At 28.4% G+C, this 22,443-nt stretch carries 25 protein-coding genes, 1 pseudogene and 1 riboswitch; of the genes and pseudogenes, 16 read left to right on the forward strand and 10 right to left on the reverse strand.

Features of this window, described 5'->3' with window-relative positions; genetic code table 11:
- Nucleotides 1-272: 272 nt before the first annotated feature.
- Complete coding sequence (locus L992_RS06665) at nucleotides 273-866, reverse strand: LysE family translocator (protein ID WP_047382747.1); 594 nt, start codon at nucleotides 864-866, stop codon at nucleotides 273-275.
- Between the two features lie 181 nt (nucleotides 867-1,047).
- Between L992_RS06665 and L992_RS06670 the strand changes: the two genes are divergently transcribed.
- The 8 genes from L992_RS06670 to L992_RS06705 all read left to right on the forward strand — a co-directional run bounded on the left by L992_RS06670 (nucleotide 1,048) and on the right by L992_RS06705 (nucleotide 8,997).
- Nucleotides 1,048-1,584, forward strand: coding sequence for a helix-turn-helix domain-containing protein (locus tag L992_RS06670; RefSeq protein ID WP_047382746.1), 537 nt, complete (start codon nucleotides 1,048-1,050; stop codon nucleotides 1,582-1,584).
- Between the two features lie 169 nt (nucleotides 1,585-1,753).
- Nucleotides 1,754-3,352, forward strand: a complete 1,599-nt coding sequence (nikA, locus tag L992_RS06675; protein ID WP_047395184.1) for a nickel ABC transporter substrate-binding protein — start codon at nucleotides 1,754-1,756, stop codon at nucleotides 3,350-3,352.
- A gap of 14 nt (nucleotides 3,353-3,366) precedes the next feature.
- Nucleotides 3,367-4,308 carry a nickel/cobalt ABC transporter permease gene (opp1B, locus tag L992_RS06680; RefSeq protein WP_047395188.1) on the forward strand — a complete coding sequence of 314 codons (942 nt, stop codon included), beginning with the start codon at nucleotides 3,367-3,369 and terminating at the stop codon, nucleotides 4,306-4,308.
- Nucleotides 4,309-5,127 (forward strand): nickel/cobalt ABC transporter permease, encoded by an 819-nt coding sequence (gene opp1C, locus L992_RS06685; RefSeq protein WP_047382741.1) that lies wholly within the window; start codon nucleotides 4,309-4,311, stop codon nucleotides 5,125-5,127.
- Between the two features lies 1 nt (nucleotide 5,128).
- Nucleotides 5,129-5,962 carry an ABC transporter ATP-binding protein gene (locus L992_RS06690; RefSeq protein WP_047395191.1) on the forward strand — a complete coding sequence of 278 codons (834 nt, stop codon included), beginning with the start codon at nucleotides 5,129-5,131 and terminating at the stop codon, nucleotides 5,960-5,962.
- Nucleotides 5,937-6,743 (forward strand): ABC transporter ATP-binding protein, encoded by an 807-nt coding sequence (locus L992_RS06695; RefSeq protein WP_047395193.1) that lies wholly within the window; start codon nucleotides 5,937-5,939, stop codon nucleotides 6,741-6,743. The genes L992_RS06690 and L992_RS06695 overlap by 26 nt, the downstream gene beginning before the upstream one ends.
- Nucleotides 6,730-8,031, forward strand: a complete 1,302-nt coding sequence (locus tag L992_RS06700; RefSeq protein WP_047395196.1) for an MATE family efflux transporter — start codon at nucleotides 6,730-6,732, stop codon at nucleotides 8,029-8,031. The genes L992_RS06695 and L992_RS06700 overlap by 14 nt, the downstream gene beginning before the upstream one ends.
- A gap of 12 nt (nucleotides 8,032-8,043) precedes the next feature.
- On the forward strand, nucleotides 8,044-8,997 hold the full coding sequence (locus L992_RS06705; protein WP_047382735.1) for a M14 family metallopeptidase: 954 nt from the start codon (nucleotides 8,044-8,046) through the stop codon (nucleotides 8,995-8,997).
- A gap of 382 nt (nucleotides 8,998-9,379) precedes the next feature.
- Here the strand turns inward: L992_RS06705 and L992_RS06710 are convergent, their stop codons facing one another.
- Nucleotides 9,380-9,889, reverse strand: coding sequence for a lactoylglutathione lyase family protein (locus L992_RS06710; RefSeq protein ID WP_047382733.1), 510 nt, complete (start codon nucleotides 9,887-9,889; stop codon nucleotides 9,380-9,382).
- Between the two features lie 135 nt (nucleotides 9,890-10,024).
- Between L992_RS06710 and L992_RS06715 the strand changes: the two genes are divergently transcribed.
- The gene (locus L992_RS06715) at nucleotides 10,025-10,345 is read left to right on the forward strand and encodes a helix-turn-helix domain-containing protein (RefSeq protein ID WP_047395199.1); all 321 of its coding nucleotides are present in this window, start codon (nucleotides 10,025-10,027) and stop codon (nucleotides 10,343-10,345) included.
- A 14-nt stretch (nucleotides 10,346-10,359) separates the two neighbouring features.
- Here L992_RS06715 and L992_RS06720 read toward each other — a convergent pair whose 3' ends face one another.
- Both L992_RS06720 and L992_RS06725 read right to left on the reverse strand, forming a co-directional pair.
- Complete coding sequence (locus tag L992_RS06720; protein ID WP_047395201.1) at nucleotides 10,360-10,542, reverse strand: 4Fe-4S binding protein; 183 nt, start codon at nucleotides 10,540-10,542, stop codon at nucleotides 10,360-10,362.
- A gap of 9 nt (nucleotides 10,543-10,551) precedes the next feature.
- Nucleotides 10,552-10,923, reverse strand: coding sequence for a pyridoxamine 5'-phosphate oxidase family protein (locus L992_RS06725; protein ID WP_047382729.1), 372 nt, complete (start codon nucleotides 10,921-10,923; stop codon nucleotides 10,552-10,554).
- Between the two features lie 122 nt (nucleotides 10,924-11,045).
- Between L992_RS06725 and L992_RS06730 the strand changes: the two genes are divergently transcribed.
- Nucleotides 11,046-11,552: an Rrf2 family transcriptional regulator gene (locus L992_RS06730; protein WP_047382728.1), complete on the forward strand. Its 507-nt coding sequence runs from the start codon at nucleotides 11,046-11,048 to the stop codon at nucleotides 11,550-11,552.
- A 46-nt stretch (nucleotides 11,553-11,598) separates the two neighbouring features.
- On the opposite strand, the gene L992_RS13480 is transcribed toward L992_RS06730, so the two are convergent.
- From L992_RS13480 to L992_RS06740, 3 genes are all read right to left on the reverse strand, one after another.
- Nucleotides 11,599-11,691, reverse strand: a complete 93-nt coding sequence (locus L992_RS13480) for a MetS family NSS transporter small subunit (RefSeq protein WP_156110656.1) — start codon at nucleotides 11,689-11,691, stop codon at nucleotides 11,599-11,601.
- Nucleotides 11,692-11,701: 10 nt separating this feature from the next.
- Nucleotides 11,702-13,177 (reverse strand): sodium-dependent transporter, encoded by a 1,476-nt coding sequence (locus L992_RS06735; RefSeq protein WP_047395205.1) that lies wholly within the window; start codon nucleotides 13,175-13,177, stop codon nucleotides 11,702-11,704.
- A gap of 414 nt (nucleotides 13,178-13,591) precedes the next feature.
- On the reverse strand, nucleotides 13,592-13,846 hold the full coding sequence (locus L992_RS06740; protein WP_197053390.1) for a hypothetical protein: 255 nt from the start codon (nucleotides 13,844-13,846) through the stop codon (nucleotides 13,592-13,594).
- A 201-nt stretch (nucleotides 13,847-14,047) separates the two neighbouring features.
- Here L992_RS06740 and L992_RS06745 point away from each other — a divergent pair, with 201 nt between their 5' ends.
- From L992_RS06745 to L992_RS06770, 6 genes are read left to right on the forward strand one after another with little or no spacing between them, the layout of a single operon-like run.
- Nucleotides 14,048-14,707: a response regulator transcription factor gene (locus L992_RS06745; RefSeq protein WP_047395208.1), complete on the forward strand. Its 660-nt coding sequence runs from the start codon at nucleotides 14,048-14,050 to the stop codon at nucleotides 14,705-14,707.
- Nucleotides 14,704-15,951, forward strand: coding sequence for a sensor histidine kinase KdpD (locus L992_RS06750; protein WP_047395211.1), 1,248 nt, complete (start codon nucleotides 14,704-14,706; stop codon nucleotides 15,949-15,951). The genes L992_RS06745 and L992_RS06750 overlap by 4 nt, the downstream gene beginning before the upstream one ends.
- Nucleotides 15,952-15,965: 14 nt before the next feature.
- Nucleotides 15,966-17,210, forward strand: coding sequence for a TolC family protein (locus tag L992_RS06755; protein ID WP_047395214.1), 1,245 nt, complete (start codon nucleotides 15,966-15,968; stop codon nucleotides 17,208-17,210).
- Nucleotides 17,210-18,313 (forward strand): efflux RND transporter periplasmic adaptor subunit, encoded by a 1,104-nt coding sequence (locus L992_RS06760; protein ID WP_081982741.1) that lies wholly within the window; start codon nucleotides 17,210-17,212, stop codon nucleotides 18,311-18,313. The genes L992_RS06755 and L992_RS06760 overlap by 1 nt, the downstream gene beginning before the upstream one ends.
- Nucleotides 18,310-18,987 (forward strand): ABC transporter ATP-binding protein, encoded by a 678-nt coding sequence (locus L992_RS06765; RefSeq protein ID WP_047382719.1) that lies wholly within the window; start codon nucleotides 18,310-18,312, stop codon nucleotides 18,985-18,987. Before L992_RS06760 ends, L992_RS06765 begins: the two co-directional genes overlap by 4 nt.
- A complete protein-coding gene (locus L992_RS06770) occupies nucleotides 18,984-20,207 on the forward strand; it encodes an ABC transporter permease (protein ID WP_047382717.1) in 1,224 nt (407 codons plus the stop codon). The genes L992_RS06765 and L992_RS06770 overlap by 4 nt, the downstream gene beginning before the upstream one ends.
- A gap of 55 nt (nucleotides 20,208-20,262) precedes the next feature.
- Here L992_RS06770 and msrA read toward each other — a convergent pair.
- The 3 genes and pseudogenes from msrA to L992_RS06785 all read right to left on the reverse strand — a co-directional run.
- Nucleotides 20,263-20,766 (reverse strand): annotated as a pseudogene (gene msrA, locus L992_RS06775) (peptide-methionine (S)-S-oxide reductase MsrA); the annotation flags it as partial.
- Between the two features lie 76 nt (nucleotides 20,767-20,842).
- On the reverse strand, nucleotides 20,843-21,760 hold the full coding sequence (locus L992_RS06780; protein ID WP_047395216.1) for a sirohydrochlorin cobaltochelatase: 918 nt from the start codon (nucleotides 21,758-21,760) through the stop codon (nucleotides 20,843-20,845).
- A gap of 57 nt (nucleotides 21,761-21,817) precedes the next feature.
- A riboswitch (cobalamin riboswitch) is annotated at nucleotides 21,818-22,000 on the reverse strand.
- Between the two features lie 83 nt (nucleotides 22,001-22,083).
- Nucleotides 22,084-22,341 (reverse strand): ATP synthase subunit I, encoded by a 258-nt coding sequence (locus tag L992_RS06785; protein ID WP_047382713.1) that lies wholly within the window; start codon nucleotides 22,339-22,341, stop codon nucleotides 22,084-22,086.
- Between the last annotated feature and the right edge of the window lie 102 nt (nucleotides 22,342-22,443).

Below are 22,443 nucleotides of genomic sequence, written 5' to 3' on the forward strand. Positions count from 1 at the left end.
ATACTTTCTTCATTAATTTGAAAAAAGTATCTTTCCTATTAAACTTTATTAGTTACTAGCTGAGTAGTTACATTATTTAATAAAAAATTGAAAGATTTTAAGAATTATTCATTAAAATCTTTCAATCTATAGAAAAATTATTTTTAAAAAAATTATTTTTAAAGACTTGTAATTTGTATATTTAAAGAGTTATAAATGTTTCATTCAATTTAGTACAAGTCTAAAAAATATTGTAAAATTTTATTTTTCTTTATTTATATATATAGGTCTATTTATAAATTGATAATAAGTAATAGCCCCATAGCTAAGTAAACACCTGCAGAAATATATTTCATATATTTTTTAAAAGAACCATTTGTTGTTTTCGCAAAAATAGATATAAATGTAGCTAAACAAACAAACCAAATTATTTCAACTAAAAGATATATGCTTCCGAGCATTATAAATTCAAAACCATAGTTATTTGTATTTTTTACAAATTGTGGAATAAATGTTACAAAGAATAATAAAATTTTAGGATTAGCTAAATTTGTAATAATCCCTCTTAAGTAGCAATTATTTTTTACAGAATTTATTTTGTCGGTATTTTCTTTATCTTTTGCAATTAATGCCGTTACTCCTACGTATATTAAATAAAGACCTCCAACTATTTTTATTGCACTAAGCAAATTTGGAAAAAGATATATTAATGATGATAGACCAACAGCAGCAATAACATTGTAAATCATTCCTCCAGTCATGATTCCCAAAGCAGAAATAATCCCTTCTCTTCTTCCAAAAGAAGCAGAGTTGTTTAAAACATATATCGTTGCTATACCAGGTGTAGCTGCAACTGCTAGTGATGAAAATAAAAAACTTAGTGTCATAAAAATCCTTCCTTTTTTTAATTTTGTTTGTAATATTAATATTATAGAAAGATATTATCATATTTTTTTGTTTTAATCAACAAAATAATGAATATTTTCTTCAGAATTTTGAATTTTGTACTGAAACAGATTTTATGATATAATAAGGATAAATAAACTGAAAATGATAGGAGTAAAACTAATGGAAATATCTGAAAAAATAAAGATGCTAAGAAAAGATCGTGGATTATCAATAAAAGAACTTTCTGAAAAAACAGGACTTTCTGTTGGATTTATCAGTAATTTAGAAAGAGATATAAATAGTCCTTCAATTGCAAATCTTCAACTTATATGTCAAGTTTTAGATATAAGTCTTATAGATTTATTGAAAGAGGAAAAAGAAGTGATTTCAATTTTAAGAGCTAATAATAGAGAATTACTTTTCAAATCTAATAAAGAAGGAACAAAATATTATAACTTAATACCAGAAAATCCTGATTTTAATGGAAGTTATGTGGTTATCGATCCTGAGTGTACTTCAGAAAATATAAGATGGAGTCACTCTCATGATGAGATTGGATTAGTTATAAAAGGTGAGTTAGAAATAAATCTTTCAGATAGAAAAATTTATAAATTGAAAGAAGGGGATTCTATATATATAAAAAAAAATACTCCTCATAAATATAGAAATCCCGGAAATATTCCATCTATAACTCATTGGTTTTCAATTAAAAAATAAGAATTTTAAGATGTAATTTAAATTAAATTACATCTTTTTTTATATATATATCAAATTTCAAAAATTTAATCTATATATATATATTTTGTATATCAAAATATTTTATGTTGTAAACAAAATGAAAAAGTGTTATTATATCTTAAAAATACGTAACTAAAAAGGGGGCAATATGAAAAAATATTTTAAATTTATTATTGGAGGTACTATTCTACTGTCATTAATTAGATGTGGGAATGACTCTAAAAAATCAGAATCTATAAATACTAAACTCAATGAAATACCAAAAGATACTTTAACATATGTTAATTTTAGAGATATTAGAGATTTAAATCCACATCTATATGCGGGTGAGATGTATGCTCAAGAGATGCTTTTTGAAACTTTAGTAAATATCGGAAAAAATGGGTATGAACCATCTTTAGCTGAAAGCTGGAATATTTCTCCAGATGGAAGAATATATACTTTTAATATAAGAAAGGGAGTTTCTTTTTCAGATGGAACGATTTGTGATGCTAATGCTATAAAACAAAATTTTGATGCTATTTTAGATAATAAAAGTAGACATACATGGTTAGAAATGATGAAACTTTTAGATGGAATTGAGATTTTAGATGATTATACTCTTCAAATAAAATTAAAAGAAGCATATTACCCTATGCTTACAGAGTTAGCTGTAACAAGACCATTTGCTATGATTTCGCCAAAAGCGATGAAAGATGGAACTACTAAAAATGGAGTTTCTGGATATATTGGAACGGGTCCTTATATATTAAAAAATGTAGTTACAGATGAATATGCTATTTTTGAAGCTAATGAAAATTATTGGGGAGATATTCCAAAAATAAAAAAAATTATAGTCAAAGTAATTCCAGATAATCAAACACGTATTTTGGCTTTGGAAAAAGGTGAAATTGATTTGATTTTTGGAAAAAATATGCTCGATGCAGATGCAATCAATAAATATAAAGATAGCAAAAAATTCAATGTTCTATTATCTGAACCGACGTCCACTAGACAAATTGTGATTAATACAAATAGTGAAATATTAAAAGATATAGATGTGAGATATGCACTTCAACATGCTACTAATAGAGAAGCGATTTCAAAAGGAATTTTTTATGGATTAGAAACTCCAGCAGATACTCTTTATGCTAAAACAGTGCCATATGCAAATATAAATTTGAAACCTTTTGAATTTAATATTGAAAAGTCAGAATCTATTTTAAACAAAGCCGGTTGGATAAAATCAACTTCTGGTATTCGTGAGAAAAATGGAAAGAAACTAGAAATTGGATTACTTTATAATAGTGATAGTGTTACAGAAAAGATTATCTCTGAATATCTGCAATCTGAATATAAGAAAATTGGAATAGCTATAAATATAAATGGAGAAGAGGAACAATCGTATAGAGATAAGATGAAATCTGGTAATTTTGATATGGTATTTAATATTTCATGGGGACTTCCTTACGATCCCCAATCGTCACTATCGGCAATGCGTCAGCCTGTTTATGGTGATTACGTTGCTCAATTAGGATTGCATAATAAAAAAGATATAGATGAAGCTATAACAAAAATTTTAATTTCTACAGATGAAATAGAAAGACAAAATTTATATAAGTTTGTTTTTGAGAGCCTGCATCAAGATGCTGTTTATATTCCTATCACTTATGAATGTAATAAAGCTATCTTTATAAATACTTTAAAAAATGTAACCTTTACTCAAACTCAATACGAAGTTCCTTTCCAGCAGATGTATTTTGAGTAAATTCGGAGGATTAAATGAAGAATTATATTATTAAAAGAATTTTATTAGTTATTCCTCTACTTCTATGTATCTCTTTTGTATGTTTTATTTTTATAAGCTTGATTCCTTCTGATCCTGCTGAAGTAGCGTTAAGAATTAGGCAAACACCAATTATTACTGAAGAAGCTATTCTTCAAGTTAGAAAAGAATTAGGTTTAAACGATCCATTTTTGATTAGGTATGTAAAATGGTTGATAAATTGCTTGAAACTAAATTTTGGTGTTAGTTATACAAATCCATCTAGAACAGTTTTAGGTGAGATATCTAGATCTCTTCCTCCAACTCTTAAATTGGCAGGAATGTCGCTATTCTTTGTTATAACTCTAAGTATTCCTATCGGATTTTTTAGTGCTGTATTCAAAGATTCTCTATTTGATAGATTTATTAGAGGGATGGTTTTCACAACAACAGCAATGCCTCCATATTGGATTGGATTAATTTTAATGTGGACTGTTAGTATCAAATTAGACCTGCTACCTACAAGTGGTAGTGGGTCATTCAAACATATAATTCTTCCGTCGTTTACAGTTTCTTTAACATATATATCGACATATATTAGATTGATCAGAAATAATATGCTTGACAATATGAAAGAGGATTATGTTTTATATGCGAAAGTTAGAGGATTGAGAGAAAAAAATATTTTAAGTAAGCACATATTTAAGAATTCAATTCATAGTTGTATTACAGCTATTGGAATGAGTATTCCTCAACTTATAGCAGGAACAATAGTTGTTGAAAATGTTTTTGCTTGGCCTGGAGTTGGAAGGTTGTGTATAACCTCAATTTTTAATAGAGATTATCCAGTTATTCAAACTTACGTTCTTATGATTGGAGTTTTATTTGTAATTTTTAATCTAATTTTCGATATTTTACAATATGTGACGGATCCAAGATTAAGAAAGGATGTGAGTTAGATGCTAAAAAGACTTTTAAAGAACAGATTTACTTTAATTTGTTTAATTTTTATTGGAATTATTATATTTTGTGGAATTTTTGCACCTTATATAGCGCCACATAATCCTTATGAAAATAATATCATGAATAAATTTGCAAAGTATTCACTTGAATATCCTTTAGGAACAGATCATCTAGGAAGATGTGTTCTTTCAAGAATGATTTTTGGAATTCGGCCGACATTATTTTTATCATTTTTAACAATGCTTGGTACAATTGGGCTTGGAACTATTATGGGATTATTAGCAGGTTACTTCAAAGGAATAATTAACGAAATTATAATGAGAGTTGTTGATGTAATGTTGTCGTTTCCAAGCCAGATTATGATTTTAGCAGTTGTTGCACTACTAGGTGTAGATATAGTTAATGTTATCATTGCTAACATTTTTATTAAATGGGCTTGGTATGCCAGAATGATACGTACAAATGTAGTTAAATATACAGATAAAAATTTTGTTCAATTTTCTAAATGTATAGGGTCTGGTGGACAATTTATTTTAGTAAAACATATGTTGCCTTGTATTGCATCAGAGATGTCAATTTTAGCAACATTAGATATCGGGTGGGCAATTTTGAATATTTCAACGCTTTCCTTTTTGGGCCTTGGAGTTCAACCTCCACTTCCTGAGTGGGGAGCTATGTTAAGTGAAGCTAAAAATGTTATGACAGTAAATCCTACTCAAATGTTGGCTCCTGGAATTGCCATAGTTTTGGTAGTGGCAAGTTTTAATTTTATAGGTGATTCATTAAGAGATGCCTTAGATCCAAAGGAGGTTTAATTTGAAAATTTTAGATGTCAAAAATCTTTCTATTTATACAAATAATAAAAAAATAGTAAACAACCTATCATTCTCCTTAAAAAAAGGTGAATGTTTAGGAATACTAGGTGAAAGTGGTAGTGGAAAAAGTATGACCTGTAAAGCTATCATGGGGCTACTTGACTCTCATAGATTTAAAATTGATGGAGAAGCAATATATTTAAATGAAAATTTATTAGATAAAAATAAAGAAGACATGAGACAAATAAGAGGAAAAGATATTGCTATGATTTTACAAAATCCAATGACTTGTTTTGATCCTCTTTATAATATTGGATATCAAATAGAAGAAACATTGAAAGAACATATCGGCATAAATTCTAAGATTAGAAAATCTTATGCTATAGAAATTCTTAAAAAAATGAAAATTAGAAATCCAGAAGAAGTTTTATCGAAATTTCCACACCAATTAAGCGGAGGAATGCTTCAAAGAATTATGATTGGATTATCTCTGAGTATGAATCCAAGTATTATAATAGCTGATGAACCTACTACAGCGATTGATTCAATAACTCAATTCGAAATTATGAAAGAGTTTCTTTATATCAAAGAAAAACATGATGTAGCTTTAATTTTTATTTCTCATGATATTGGTGTTATCAACAAAATCGCTGATAAAGTTATTGTTATGAATAATGGGAATAGTGAATTGTCAGGAGATTTAAATAGTCTTTTTAATCAGAAAGATGAATCATTTACTAAAAATCTTATTGATAAAAAGATGGCTGTTATGAATCGTTACAAAGAAATTTTAAAGATAGGTGAAAATAATGCTACTCGAAGTAAAAAATATTAGAATTAGTTTTAAAAAAGAAACACAAAAAAAAATATTCGGGAAAGAGCGACAAGAAATTATAAAGGGGGTTTCTTTCTTTTTAGAAGAGGGAGATTGCTTAGGAATCATAGGAGAAAGTGGCAGTGGAAAAAGTACACTCGGTAAATCTTTAGTTGGGCTTTTACCTCCCAATGAAGGTGAGATTTTTCTAGAAGGAATAAATCTTTATGGGAAAAAAACAAGGCAAGAAAAAGAACAACTTAATCATTTAAAAAGTGTTGTATTTCAAGATTATATATCTTCAGTAAATTCAAGATTTAAAGTTAAAGATATTATAAACGAGTCTTTAAAAATTTTAGAAAAAAAAGAATCACAAAAATTTGATAAAAAAAATAAAACTCTTGAGCTTTTACAATCAGTTGGTTTAAATGAAACTTTTTTAGAAAGGTATCCACATGAACTTTCAGGAGGACAGCTCCAAAGAGTGTGTATAGCCAGAGCAATAGCAACAAAGCCTAAATTTATACTTTTAGATGAGGCTGTTAGTTCTTTAGATGCTTCTATTCAAACTCAAGTTATGAATCTACTTAAAGAGTTACAAAAAAAATTTAACTTCACATATATTTTTATAACTCATGATTTGCCATCTGTAACTTATATGTGTAATAAAGTTATATTTTTTAATGAAGGTAAAATTGTTGAGCAAGTTAATTCTATATATAGATTAAGTAATGTTGAAACTGAATATGCTCAAAATCTTTTAAATTCAATTTTGGAGATTGATATTTATGAGAATCAATAAAAATTTTATAACTAATGGCATGTATATATCTCTTATGATTCCGTTTATACTTTCAACTGTTACGCAACCTCTTTTAGGTGCAATAGATTTAGCTGTAATCGGACGTTTAAATAGTGAGATTTTAATTTCTGGTGTTGCAATAGGAACTTTAATTTTCAATACGATTTATTGGATGTTTGGATTTTTAAGAGTTAGTACAACTAGTTATAGTGCTCAAAATACTCATAAAACTAAAAATGAAAATGCATTAGTTTTCTTAAGACCTTTTATTATAGCTCTTTTTATAAGTTTAATCTGTGTTCTTTTTAAAAGTAATATTTTTAATCTAGCTATGAAATTTATTAATCCCACCTTAGAAGTGGAAAATATTTCTAAAATTTATTTTTCTATATTAATATTTGGTGCTCCATTTGTACTTTTTAACTATGTCATTTTAGGTTGGCTTATGGGCAAAGGAAACGTCTTTGGTTCTCTAACTATGCAAATATCAGGGAATATTTTGAATATAATCTTAGATGTTATATTCGTAATTTTTCTGAAAAAAGGAGTTGAAGGAGTTGCATATGCAACCCTTGTATCACAAATGATCTCTTTTTTAATAGGTTTATACTTTATAATCCCTTACGGATACTTTAAATCTATCAACATCTCAGCTATCATAAATAAAAAAGAGATTGTCAATATTTTAGTTATAAATAGAAATTTAATGGTTAGGACCTTCTTTCTATTACTACATAATAACTTAATTATATCAGCTAGTTCTAATTTGGGAGTAGATATCTTGGCCACTAATAGTATTCTTTTACAAATCGTTTCTATTATCTCTTATTCTTTTGATGGAATCGCAAATACTTCAAGTGTTTTCTCTGGTAGAGCCCTTGGACTCAAAGATAACTATATGATGAAACTGGTTTGGAAAAGAAACTTGCAATGGGGAATCATCTTTGTAATTCTTACTTCATTTTTCTATATCAGTCTATCGGAAAAGATTTTTTTAATATTTTCTAACTTAGAAACTATTTTGAGTTTATCAAGACAATTTTGGTTTTGGATTGCTTTATATCCTCTTATTTCGTTCTTAGGTTTGACTTTCTATGGAGTTTTTACTGGAGCGAACAAAACTTTTCCAGTAGCTTTATCCACTGGGGGAGCTTTTTTCATGTTTTTTCTTTCATATAGTTTTATGATTCCAAAACTAGGTAATAATGGGATTTGGATATCTTTTTTAATTTTTTATTTCTTTAGAGGAGCTTTTTTGCTTCCTCAATTAAAAAAAACACTAATTTAACGGAGGAACTTTATGTTCAATTTAGGTAATTTATATTGTAATCAAAATGAAAAAATAAAAGGATTTTGGGAAATTGAAAATTATTCAATTCCAGTTACTATTATATGTGGTGAAAAAACAGGAAAAGTAGTTACTGTTTGTAGTGGAATTCACAGCTGTGAATATGCTGGAATTCAAAGTGCGATTGAGCTATCACAGGATATTGAGGCAAAAGATATTAAAGGAACACTAATAATCTTACATCCTGTTAATTATTCTGGTTTTTTTAAAAGAGTAGCTGCTATTTTACCTGAAGATGGTAAAAATATAAATCGAGCTTTTCCTGGTACTATTCAAGGGTCTTTGTCAGAGAAGATTGCTTATCATTTTTCAAAATATTTGTATCCTCAGCTTGATTTCTTTTTAGATATACATGGTGGAGATGTATTTGAAGATGTAATGCCTTTTATTTATGCCCCGGGAATCGGGAGTGAGGAGATTATAAATATCTCACACAATATAGCTAATGAAATTAATATGGCCTATAGAGTGCGTTCTAAAGCTTCAACCGGAGCCTATAATTCGGCAGCTATTCAAGGAGTTCCTGCTCTTCTTTTAGAAAGAGGAGGAAAAGGTTGCTGGACAACAGACCAAGTTTCTGAATATAAAAAAGATATTTCTAAAGCTTTAGTTGCTATTGGAGTTCTTAATTCCTCTTCGCTATCTAAAGAAACTTTAGAAAAAACGATCAATCAAATCGAGATAAAAGAAGTGAGGTATATTGATTCTCATTTAAAAGGGTATTGGTATCCTGCTCTAAATCCAGAAGAAAAATTTAAAGAGGGTGATTTAATAGGTGAGATTAAAGACTGTTTCGGTGAAACTCTCCATACTTTTTATGCTGAGTTTGATGGAGTTGTTTTGTATCAAACTGTTAGTTTATCTATAAATATAAATGACTCTTTAATTGCTTATGGAAAACTTTAATAAAACACTAAAAACAGCCTAACGTAATAGGCTGTTTTTTATATATTATCCATAAAATAAACAAAATAAAGTAGTAATAAAAAATGTTAATATTAGTAAATAGTTTGTGTTAAATTCTCTTCTTTTTCTATTGAAAGAGAATCTTTTAAAGTTACTATTCTTCATAATACCACCACCTTTTTATTTTTTTATTCTATTTTTTCTATGAATTTCCTTTCTTCAAAAAAGATATTACTTGTTTTCAAATGAAATAAAAAAGAAACTTATACTGAAAAAATAAAAGAAGAATTTATTTAAGTTACACAAAATTTAATAAAATATTTGTATAAACCTTCAAGATAAAATAGTTTTAAATTATTTAACTTGAAGGTTTTTCTAATTATTAATCTTTTAATTCGTGTTGGTAAGCTCCAGCACCATAGTGCATCTCATATGAGTGAGTATAGATTTCAATTATATTTCCAAATGGATCTTCACAGTAAACCATTCTGTATGGTTTTTCTCCTGGATAGTACTCTCTAATTGGCATTCTTTGCTTTCCACCAGCAGCAACAATTTTAGCTGTTAACTCTTCAATGTTAGGATCCTTTACTGAGAAGTGGAACACTCCTGTTGGGTATGGGTTGAACTCGTTTCTTGGTTTATCATTTTGTGGAAACTCAAATAACTCGATTCCTATTCCATCTCCTGTTGACATATGAGCTATCTTAAATTCTCCCCAGTTTTCTCCGAAAACGTCAATACACATCATTCCGATTGCTGTTTCCTTCTCCTCTTTTACTAAAGTTGGTGCCATAATTACATACCAATTCATAACTTCGCTGTAAAATTTAACAGCCTCTTCTAAATTTGGTACTGATATTCCTATGTGTGAAAAATTTCTTGGGTACATATTTTTTCCTCCTAAATTATTTAAAATTTTAACTTGCGTTATTTACTGACTTAGTATATATTAATATAATAATTATGTAAAGTATGCACTTTTTAGTAATATACTATCTAAAAAGTAAGTAAAGGAGAAAAAATTATGAGAGATTTAGAAAGAAAAGAAAAATACCAATGTTCTATCGAGTATACATTAGATTTTATGGGTGGAAAGTGGAAACCAATTATCCTATGGCATTTAGGAACTGATGGAATTCACAGATATGGTGAATTGAAAAAAAGATTAAATGGAATAAATCACAAAATGTTAGCACAACAACTTAAAGAACTTGCTGAAGATGGTTTGATAAATAGAAAAGAATATCCACAAATTCCTCCTAAAGTTGAATACTCTATTACAGAAAAAGGAATGGAATTAATTCCAATTTTAACACTTATGCATGAGTGGGGATCTAGAAATTAAAAAGCAGCCTAAATCTAGGCTGCTTTTTCTATAACTGCATTCATTGGGCAAACCAATGTGCAAGCTCCACAGTTTACACAAGCTGAAGAATCAATCTCTTTTTTTCTATTTTCTTTTGAAGATATACATCCAACAATACAGCTTACCTCACATTTTCCACAACCAACACATCTCTCCTCTAATATCTCTCTTATCATTTTTTCTCCTTACAGTGTTTGCTTATATGAAGTTACAGTTATTTCTAAAACTCTTGTTAAAAATGAAAACTTCTCTTTCATCATATCAAAATGTTCTCCTGATTTTAAAAACTTTGCTGTTCCTTCAACTAAAAAACCAGTTCCCATATATCTGTATCCCATCACTTCATGACTTCCAAGTGTTAACTTAACTTTATTATTAAAATCTATATTCTTCTCTGTTTTTATCATTGCCGCTGCTGGAATCAATATTTTATTTTCTTCAACTATAGTTAAATAACTATTCCAAGTGTTTGATATATGAGCTTCCTCTGCTCCAGTTGTCACAATTGACACAACTCCCTCTTTTGCTAAAACATCTAAAAATTTCTCATTAAACATAAAATCCTCCTAAAATCATATTATAGATAAAACTTATCTCTAATTAAATTTAAATTTTTTTAACTTATCAACCAATATGTTTTTAAATCTTTTTTAATTGGCGACAAGTTTTATCTTTAATTATGAAAATGTCTGTTGGAGTGGAGTATGCTCTTCATTGCTTATTATATATTGTAAAATTAAAAGATAAAGACTATGTTGGAATAAAAGATTTAGCAGAGTTCCAAGGAGTTTCTGAATCATATTTATCAAAAGTTTTTACCAAACTTGGGAAAGCTGGAATAACTAAATCTGTTCCTGGAGTTAAAGGTGGATATGAACTTGCTCGTTCTGCTGAAGAGATATCATTTTGGGATGTTGTTGAAGCTGTTGAGGGAAAGGAACCTCTTTTCCAATGTGCTGAGATTAGACAAAAAAATATCTTACTAGATCCAAATAATCTACCCGCAACACATACAAAATGCCCTTGCTTTATAAAAGTAGTTATGCAAGAAGGTGAGGATGAGATGAAAAAATATCTTTCTAAAAAGACTTTGGCTTGGCTTTATAAAGAGGTATATGGTAGAATTTTACCTAAAGAAACTGAAGCTGAAACTATACAATGGTTTAAAGAGAGAAAAGAATTTTAAAATTTAAAACAAAATGGAGATAGCCAAATCCGACTACCTCCATTTTTTATTTTTTAAAATTTATTACAAATGTTGTTATTAATCCACCTAAAAGTGTTGTTAATCCTAAAGTCATAAATATTATCGCTTCGTTTGTCATTTGCTCTCCTTTAATTACTCTTCCATGATTTTTTACTTAAGACAATAGCTCCTAAAATCCCAATTAAAATAATAACCCATCCATAAACTGTCAAAGCCAATCCTGAATAACCTCCATATGGTGCTTTAAACTCATTAAATATACTTTGAACCAATATTAAAAATAAGAATAAAGGAGTTATATATTTTATTATAATATTCCACCAAGAACCTATTCTAATGTAAGATATTCCATTCGTGTGATTTCTAATAACATCTGCATTTAAATACCATCCTATTACAAAACTTTCTAACAGTCCTACACTAACAATTCCATAGTTATTTATAAAATTATCCATAATATCTAAAATATATAGACCACTATTTGTTGCAAATACAATACTCAAGAAAAATCCGCAGATAGATATTCTTGTAACAACAATCTTACGTTCAATATTGAATTTATCTATTATCGCTGCTGATATAGCTTCAACTAATGAAACAGCAGAGGTTATTCCTGCAAATGTCAAACACATAAAGAATAGAACTCCAAGTATATTTCCCCAGATTCCCATAAGAGAAAAAACTTTAGGGAATGCTATAAAAGCTAATCCAATCCCACTGCTAACAACCTCATTTACTGGAACTCCTGAAGTAAAAGCCATAACTCCTAATATTGCAAATACTCCAATAGCACATATAAACTCAAAACTACAATTAGCAAAAGCTGTCATAAATGCACTGTTGTTTATATCAGTTTTTTTAGGTAGATAACTTGAATATGTCATCATTATTCCTGTTCCAACACTTAGAGAGAAAAATACTTGTCCGTAAGCTGCAATCCAAACCTTTGGATTCTTAAGTTTACTCCAATCAGGAGTAAATAACGTATTTAATCCTAGAGTTGCTCCTTCTAGGGTAACACCCCTCAAAACGATTATTAATACAATTATTAATAAGCAAGGTAATAAAATCTTATTATATCTTTCTATTCCAGATTTGATTCCCTTGTAGCATATAAACCAATTTATTAACCATATAATTGTAATTCCAATTAATATATGTAAAACAATTCCATTAAAATCAAAAGGTGAACTTGAAATATTTAAAAAATCATTATAAAAATAACTATTTGAATCGTTACCCCAGCCTTTTGTAAAACTAAGAGTTAAATATTTCATAGCCATACTAAGCACTAATGAATAATAGCAAAGTATAAATCCAGAACTTATAATCGGCCACCAACCCATCCACTCAAATTTTTTATTTATTCTAAATAGTGAAAGAGGTGTTGAACCTCTATATTTATGACCAACTCCATATTCTAATATTAATAATGGAATTCCTGCTGTAAATATTGCTACAAAATATGGAATTAAAAATGCACCTCCACCATTTGAATAAACTACATAAGGAAACCTCCATATATTTCCAAGACCAACTGCTGATCCTATCGCTGCTATGATAAAGCCCATCTTTGAGCTCCACTGCTCTCTATTCTCTTCCACAAAATCCTCCTAAATCAATTTTATTTTAAATTAATAATTTTAATTTTATAAAAATAAAAACCCCATAAATTAATATGAGGTTTAGGCCTAGGATTAAAAAAACCTCATATTTTTATTATGAGGTCTCCATTTATTTATCAATAAACTACTGGCCCTCACAGATGAACAACGTAAAACGCAATTGCATCTATGATTCCATGTAGTTTTTCTACATTATTTTCATAAACACAATTGCTACAATAAATCTGCCAGTAGTAGGAGTACATTATTAAATTTTAATTTTTTAACTATTATATTTTTCATTTTGTCCTCCTTCTTAATTTTTAAATAATTATGTCATATTTTTTCACAATTGTCAAATTTAAATTTAAAAATAAAAAAAGTAACCATAATTTACAGGTTACTTTTTTATTTTTAATCTTTTGTAATTATCTCTGCAAGTTCCCAGTTTTCTTCATTTTTTTTAAAAAATCTGATAACCGAATCACCCTCTAATCTATCCTTTATGCTCAATGCATATTTTAATGCATCTTCAGAAGTTGGAAAAAATTTTCTTGAATCAATAATATCATACGATTCATTGTCAATTATTTGAACACCCTTAAATATTTCTACTTTAAACTGTTTTTTTAGTTCCTGTTTTTTTACATAACTCATAAATGCTCCCATAAAAATTTATTGCAAACCCTGTAAAACCTATAAAACCATAAAACATTCAATACTTTATTGTATCTTAAATAAACGAAAAAGTACAGCTTTATATTTTTTTACTTATACACAAAAAATACACAAATTTGAAATAGTATAGATTATATTTATAAATTAAGTTAAAATGTATTGATATGATAACTTTAATATAGGAGATTATTTATGGAAAAAATTTTAATTATAGAAGATGAAGATTTTTTAAGAGATATATTAAAAAGATATCTTGAAAAGGATGGTTATGAAGTTATTGAAGCTTCAACTGGGGAGATTGGGCTAGAAAAATTTTATAGCAGTAACTATGCTTTAGTTTTATTAGATGTAATGTTACCTGGTATTCAAGGGTGGGAAGTGTGTAGAGAGATAAAAAAAATATCTAATACTCCTATTATAATGCTCACTGCTCGAACTGAAGAAGAGGATGAAATTAAAGGTCTTGAACTTGGTGTTGAAGATTACATTGGAAAACCTTTTAAACCAAAAATTTTAATGGCTCGTATCAATTCACTTATCAAAAGAAATCGATTGACAACTCTTGAAAAAATTGGAGAGTTAGAAATTGATAAAGAAAATTACAAAGTTATTAAAAATGGAGAGGAACTTAATCTTGGGAATAAAGGATTTGCTCTTTTGATGTATTTTATTTTGAATAAAGATCTAGTTCTAACAAGAGAAAAAATATTAAACAATATTTGGCCTATGGATTTTGAAGTAGATGAAAGAGTTGTTGATACACAGATAAAAATTTTAAGAAAAAAAATTGGTGAAGGATATATCAAAACCATTCGTGGGATTGGATATAAGTTTCAGGAGGTTGAGGAATGAGAAGAATATCTTTAAAAATATTTCTATTTCTTAATGCACTTACGTATGGATTCATAGCTATTTATGTTCTTATAAACTATCTTTTTCTTGAAAACTATCAAATCAGATTAAAAAAACGAGAACTTACAACCCTTAGTGAACAATATACTCGTAAAAATTTTGAGGAACTTTCAGAGCTTTCAGAACAAAATGGTATATTCATAAGAGAGATTTCGTTCACAAAAGATAAAAAAAATTCAAAAATTCATTCTATGAAATTTATAGAAAACTATCTATGGGAAGATTTAAAATCAGGAAAAACTGTTATTGATGTTCAAACTGGTCGAGATAATATTCGAAGAATTGTTTTAGCTAAAAAACTTGATGAGGAGTATATGCTAGTTGTAGCAACCTCTGTTGCTCCAATAAGTGACGTTATAAAATCAACTTTGAAGTTTTTTATCTATATAATACTTTTAAGTATTCCAATCAACTTGTATATAGCCTATATTTTCTCTATAAAAATGGGACAACCTATAGAATCTGAACTTTTAGAATTAAATGCACAATTGAAAGAGGAGTTAGAAAAACAAAAAAAATCTGAACTTTTTAGAAAAAACTTTATATCTAATGTCACTCATGAATTAAAAACACCTGTTGCTATAATAGATGGTTATAGCGGAGCTATTTTAGATGGGATTATCGAAGATGAAGAGATTCCAGATATATGTAAAAATATAAATCAAGAAGCTTCTAATATGAATGCTCTTATTCAAGAGTTACTTTTCTATTGTAAAATGGAATCAGGATATATTCCAATAAAAAAAGAAAATATTAACTTAAAAGAAACTTTAGAAAATATTTTAAAACGTTACTCTATGGATTTTAAACTTAATAATATCAATCTAGAATTAAATTTAGAAGAGATAACTATAGAAAGTGACAAAAAACTTTTAGATAGATGTTTAAATAATCTAATTATAAACTCTTTAGCATATGTAAATGAGAAAAAAAATATCAATATAATTTTAGATAATGAAGCCATAACTATAAAAAATAGTAGTCATCCATTGAATAATGAGAATATAGAAGAGTATTTCAAACCATTTTCTAAAAAAAATGATAAAAAAGTTAGAAAATATGGAGGAACTGGACTAGGTTTGTCCGTTGTTTCAGAGATATTAAAAAATCTTTCTTTAAACTATAAACTTTATTACGATGAAACCGATGAAGCAGTTATTTTCAAAGTATTTCTAAACGAATAACGAAAGGAGAATAAATGAAAAAATATATACTAATAACCCTACTTTTAAGTAAACTTCTTTACTCAAAAGAGGTAACTTTAGATAATCTATTGAGTGAAATCAATATAACATCTTATCAAAATCAATTATACAATCTAAAAAATAGTCAAAATGACTTCAAAGAGGATTTTTATAAAACTGGAAGATATAATGGAGTTGCTGTTGATGGTAGTACAGAGTATAAGGATGAAGAAAAAAGGTACACTTTCCAAAGTACAGTTACATATGGAGATTTTTATGTTCAAGGTGAAAAGCAAAAAGATGAGGACAACAAGGTTACATATGGAGTTCAAAGAAGCCTTAAAGATTTGATTCTTTCTAAAAATGATAGTGAGCTAAATAAACTTAAAATAACAAGAGATCTTACAACTCTGGAGCTAAAACAAGGGCTAGAAACTCAAAAATTAAACCTTATATCTCTTTATAAAGAGTATAAAGATAATCAATTTGAATTAAAGCTTAAACAAAACGCTCTTTTAACTTTAGAAAAAGAGAAAACTATTCTCGAGAAATCTTATCAGTTAGGAGCTATTCCAAAAATTGATTTAGATAGTCTTTTAGTTAGTTATAATAATATCAAGTTAGAAATTCAAAAGATTGAAAGTATTCTTGATAAAATCCTAGAAAGATTTTACTATGATTATAACCTTAAACTTGCGGGTGTATCTCTTCTTGATATATCTCCATCTGTAAGTGATTTGGATAGATATATTACAAATGTTGGAGAAAAAGATATTCAAAAATTACAACTAGAAAAAAATATTACAAAAGAGAATATAAAATATATGAAATATGATAATAAGATGCCTGAAGTTTCTGTTGGTATTGAAAGAAATAATGAAAATGATGAGAATCGAGTTTTCTTAAAGTTTTCAAAAGATATCTTCTACAAAGATATTAATTTATACAATGAAGAAAGCTCTCTGATGCAACAAGAAGTTACTTACAATCAAAAAGTTAATGAAGCTATGGCTGAAAGATATAAAGTTCAAGATAGCTATTTTACTTTACAAAAGGATTATCTTGTTTTAGAAAATCGTGCTAATTTAGAAAAAAGTAAATATGATATAAAAAAATTGGAAAATTCGCTTGGAAAAGTTAGTTACACAGAAGTTATGGAAGCTTTTGATACCTATCTTGAGCTCCAAGTTTCAAAAGAGAAAGCTAAAAACTCTTTAAATGCATATATATATCAAATTATAGTAAGGAGTGAGATTTAATGAAAAAACAATATTTAATACCGATAATTTTAACGATGACTTTAGGTCTTACTGCATGTGGAACTAAAACTCAAAACACTTCATCTGAAATCACATACAATGCTCAAAGAGCTGTTCTTAGTAAAGGAAGTGGCTTTATTGATGTCGATGGAAGTGTTGAGGCAAACGATACTAAAAAAGTTTTCGTAGATAAAAAATTAAAAGTTAAAAATGTTCTTATACAAGAGGGAGACTTTGTTGAAAAAGGGCAACTTTTAATGACGTTTGATGAAACAGAAAGAAACAATATAAAAAGAAACTTGGAAAAAGAGGAGATAAATCTTTCTAAATTAAAAAGAAATTATTCTGTTGAAAAAGAGTTAAATAAAATAGGCGGGAGCTCTAACAACTCTGTTAAAGAACTTGCTGAGCAGATAAGAACATCTGAAATCAGTATAGATTACTACAAAGAGGATTTAGAAAAAACTGCTGAAAAAATAGAAAGTCCTGTTAGTGGAACTGTTACAACACTTTATGCTCAAGAGAACTACTCTGTTAATACAGATGAGCCTCTTTTAGAACTTGCAGACCTTTCGGATATTAAAATAATTTTAGAGGTTCCTGAATACGAAGTTAAAGAGATTAAGTTAGATCAAAAATTAGTTATAAAACCAGAAGTTTTCGAAAAAAAAATATCATATCCAGGAGTTATCACAAAAATTTCAAGAGTTTCTCAAGTTTCTAAAACAACTTCTGAAAATGTTTTACAAGTAGAGGTTAGACCAACAGAGGAGATTCCACATATTGTGCCTGGTTTCAAAGTTTCAGCTAGAATTTTCTTAGGTGAGGATGAACCTGGAATAATAATTCCTTCAACTTCTTTACTTTTTGATAACAACCAATATTATATCTATACTTCTGATGAAGCTGGAAAAATTCAAAAAAGAGTTGTTGAGTTTAAAGATTTGAAAGGAGATAATGTTATCATCACTAAGGGATTAAGTACAGGTGAGATATTCTTAACAAATCCAAGAGAATCTTTAACTTCTGATGAAAAAGTAACTATAAAAATCTCTGAGATTTCAAGTGAATCTCCAAGAGGGAAAGGTAAGAAACCTCAATGATAAAAATTAAAAACTTAGATAAATACTATATAAACGGTGAGATGAAACTTCATGCTCTAAAAGATATAACATTCTCTATCGAAAAAGGTGAGTTTGTTGCTATTATGGGAAGTAGTGGAAGTGGAAAATCAACTATGATGAATATTTTAGGATGTCTTGATCACACTTTCGAGGGCGAATATATTCTAGATGCAATTGAAGTTTCAAAACTAAAAGATGAAGAGCTTTCTAAAATTAGAAATAAAAAAATTGGCTTTGTATTCCAATCATTCAATCTACTTTCAAAGTTATCAGCTTTAGAAAATGTTGAGCTTCCATTGGTATATTCTGGTGTTCATCACAAAGAAAGAGCTCAAAAAGCCAAGGCTGTACTCGAAAAAGTAGGATTAGGGGATAGATTAGATCACAAACCTAATGAACTTTCGGGAGGACAAAGGCAAAGAGTAGCCATAGCTCGTGCTCTTGTAAATGAGCCTTCTATAATCTTAGCTGACGAGCCCACTGGAAACCTAGATAGTACATCTGAGAAAGAGATTATGCAACTTTTTAAAGAGTTGAACGAACAAGGGAAAACTATAATTATAGTTACACATGAACCTGAGGTAGGTAAAGCTTGTAAAAGAGTTATCAGATTCAAAGATGGTCAGGTTATCGAGGATGTGAGAAATGTATGAATTTTTTAGAAAGTTTAAAAGGTGCTATACAGAATTTAAGAGGCAATAAAGTCAGATCATTTTTAACTATGCTCGGAATTATAATCGGAATCTCTTCTGTTATAACAATGTCTGCTATTGGAAAAGGTGGACAACAAAATATAACTGGAGATTTAAAAGAGGGCGGATATGGAAAATTTACAATCTCAGTTGATAAAGATGATGAAGAGTTTAGATGGAAATATCTTTTAGAACCAGAGATAATAGAAAGTTTAAAATCAACTAATCTTTTTAAAAATGTAAGTGCAAATATAAGTACTAGAGTTTTTATTGAAGTGGGGCGTAGACGTGAGATGATACAGCTCACTGCAACTACTCCAGACTATGAGAAAATTGACAAAGCTGAATATCTTTACGGTAGAGCTTTTCTTCCATTTGAATATGAAAAAGGTGAGAAAATCTTAGTGATAGATAATCTTACCGCTAAAAGTCTTTTTGGTAGTTCAGAAAATGCTGTTGGAAATGAGATGTCTTTTGCTATTGGAAGAAAAAATAGCCCTATCACTTATAAAATTGTTGGAGTTTTTAAAAATCCATTAGAAGAACTTGTGAAAGTTATGGGTGGACAAAGAATCCCTAGATTTATGAGAACCCCACTTAACACGTATGATAAAGTTTATAATCTATCTACAGGAGGATATAACTCTATAATTGTAGAATCTAAAAACCCTGAAGAGTTAGCTACTGATATGAGTGCTGCTAATAAAGTTTTAGAGGATATTAGCGGAGTTAAAGGACTATATCAAGTTGAAACTATGAGTAATGCTGCTGCTTCATTTGATAAAATTCTAAGTACTTTAAATCTATTTATAACTTTTGTTGCTGGTATCTCACTTTTTGTTGGTGGAATCGGAGTTATGAATATAATGTTAGTTAGTGTTATTGAAAGAACAAAGGAGATCGGAATAAGAAAAGCAATTGGTGCTACAAACAAAGATATACTAATTCAATTTTTAATGGAGTCTGTTATTTTAACAGGAATCGGTGGAGTTGTAGGTGTAGTTATTGGAGTTTCGTTAGCTCTTATAATTGGATACTTTGTAAATATCCCTCCAGTATTTTCGATATTTTCAATATCATTAGCACTCGGAGTTTCAACATTCATAGGAGTTATCTTCGGAGTCACACCAGCTAAAAAGGCTTCACAACTTAATCCTATAGATGCTTTAAGAGCTGAATAACTTAAAAAAATAAACCCCGTATAGTTAAAAACTAAAACGGGGTTTTATCTTTTTATTTTTTATCAACTAAAATAGATTCAAAATTTTCTAAATCAATATGACAATAACCATTTGGATTTTTCTTTAAATAATTTTGATGATATTCTTCTGCCAAATAAAAATTTTCCAAAACTTTTATCTCAATTTGAATTTTTTCAGAATAACTTTGCTGTAGAATTAATATCTCCTTATCAATTATTGATTTATCATTTAAATCAGTATAATAAATCCCTGTTCGATACTGTGTTCCTCTATCATTACCCTGTTTGTTTAAACTAGTTGGATCAATAATTCTAAAATAATATTTCAAAAGTAGAGGTAAATCTATAATATTTCTATCATAAATCACTTTTACTGTTTCGGCATGACCTGTATGTCTGTATATAACATCTTCATAGCTTGGATTTTCTGTAGAACCATTAGCATAACCTGAAACAACATCTATCACTCCAGATATTTTTTTCATATAGGCCTCTACTCCCCAAAAACATCCTCCGGCTAAATAAATCTCATGAATATTTAAGTTTGAATCGATATTTTTAATTTTCATAAAATCACCTCATCTACATTATATACAAAATTTGTTAATTTTAATACTAAATATCTTTACTTTTTGCATATCCAGCTTTTTTTTCTATAATATCAATACTTCTATGCTTTTCTAAAAATTTTGCATTCCCTACAAACATATCTTGAATTTCAGGAATCTCTCCTAAAGGAGTTAATTTTACTTTTACTTTGAATCCCTCTTTCTCTAAGTTTTCTTTCCAATCTCCAGCTATATCATTTTTTGCATGATCTCCAGCTACAAACATCATAGGCATTAAGACAACTTCTTTCTTTCCAGCTTTTTTCAATTGTCTCACAACAGTTTCAAAAGTTGGATATCCTTCAACTGTTCCCACATAAATTGGTTCATTCATATCTTTTGCCATATAGTCAAACATTGCATAAGCTGAAGTAGCAGAATTATATGTTCCATGTCCTACTAAAACTACTCCTTCTCTTTTCCCTAGAGGTGCTGCTATTTTCATTATCGCCTTTATTGCGTCTTCATAATGATGTGGATCTGTTAGAAGTGCATCCCCTATTCTCAAATTATTAAAATCTTTTGAATGAAGTAAAACCTCTCTTTTTATTGACTCCATTTCCACACCATCTATTATATTTGTTGGTTGTATAATAACATTTTTATACCCTTGTTTTTTTAATGAAGTCAAAACTTCACTCGGATTATACTTCTTTATTCCCTCGTTAGCCTCTACTCTTTTAGCAACAATTCTCGAAGTATAAGCCTCAAAAACATCAGCTTTTCCTTCAAAAGCCTTAATTGCTTTTTGATTGATTCTATCGATTGTTTTAGCTCTCGTGTCTTTATGTGTAGTTCCAAAATGTGTCATAATTATAGCACTTTTTCCCCCTGTATAAAAATTTGAGTCCTCAAAAGCATCTTCACCATGAGCTAGAATTAATGCTGATGACAAACAAAATAGTGATAATAATAATTTTTTCATAAAAATAACCTCCCAAATATAATTTTAAATTTGAGAGAAGAGCTTAAACTCTTCTCCGTCCTCGCAGATTATAATGGCAGGTCTCCTGACTCAGATTCACTTTACTCATATTCCTTCCCAAATTTTAAAATAAAAATTCAGTGGATTAATCTATTTTCATCCTCTTTACAGTGGCGGGACCGTTTAAGCTTTTCACTCAATTCCCTTTTAATCTTTCGAACCATTACAGAGGTATATTATCATTACATTGTATTTTTTTCAATCATTCTATAAAAAAAGAATACTCCGTGAGCTATATATATATTATGTTGATATTTAAATATCTATTTTCTTTTATTCTTATAAAAATATACAATATATATTCTAGACACTAAAGCTCCGATTAATGCTGCAAAAAAGTTATAACCATTGTTTTGTGCCAAGAAATAAAAACCCCCTAAAAGAATAATAATTCTCACTAGAGATGTGATAAATATAAATAATGACGGATTTTTAAATCTTTTACTTTCATTTACTCCAAAATCTAGACTATAAAAAAATAAAAACCCTAAAACAATCCCACCTACAAATGCAATAACCATCCTACTCATCTCCTTATATTTAAAGAATTTACACCATTAATTCCATATTTTTATTTACTGTAAAATAAACAACTTTCCTTGCAATTAATCTACATTTTAAAA

Origin of the sequence: Cetobacterium sp. ZOR0034 (genome assembly GCF_000799075.1) — a bacterium.
In the GTDB taxonomy this organism is placed as follows: Bacteria; Fusobacteriota; Fusobacteriia; order Fusobacteriales; family Fusobacteriaceae; genus Cetobacterium_A.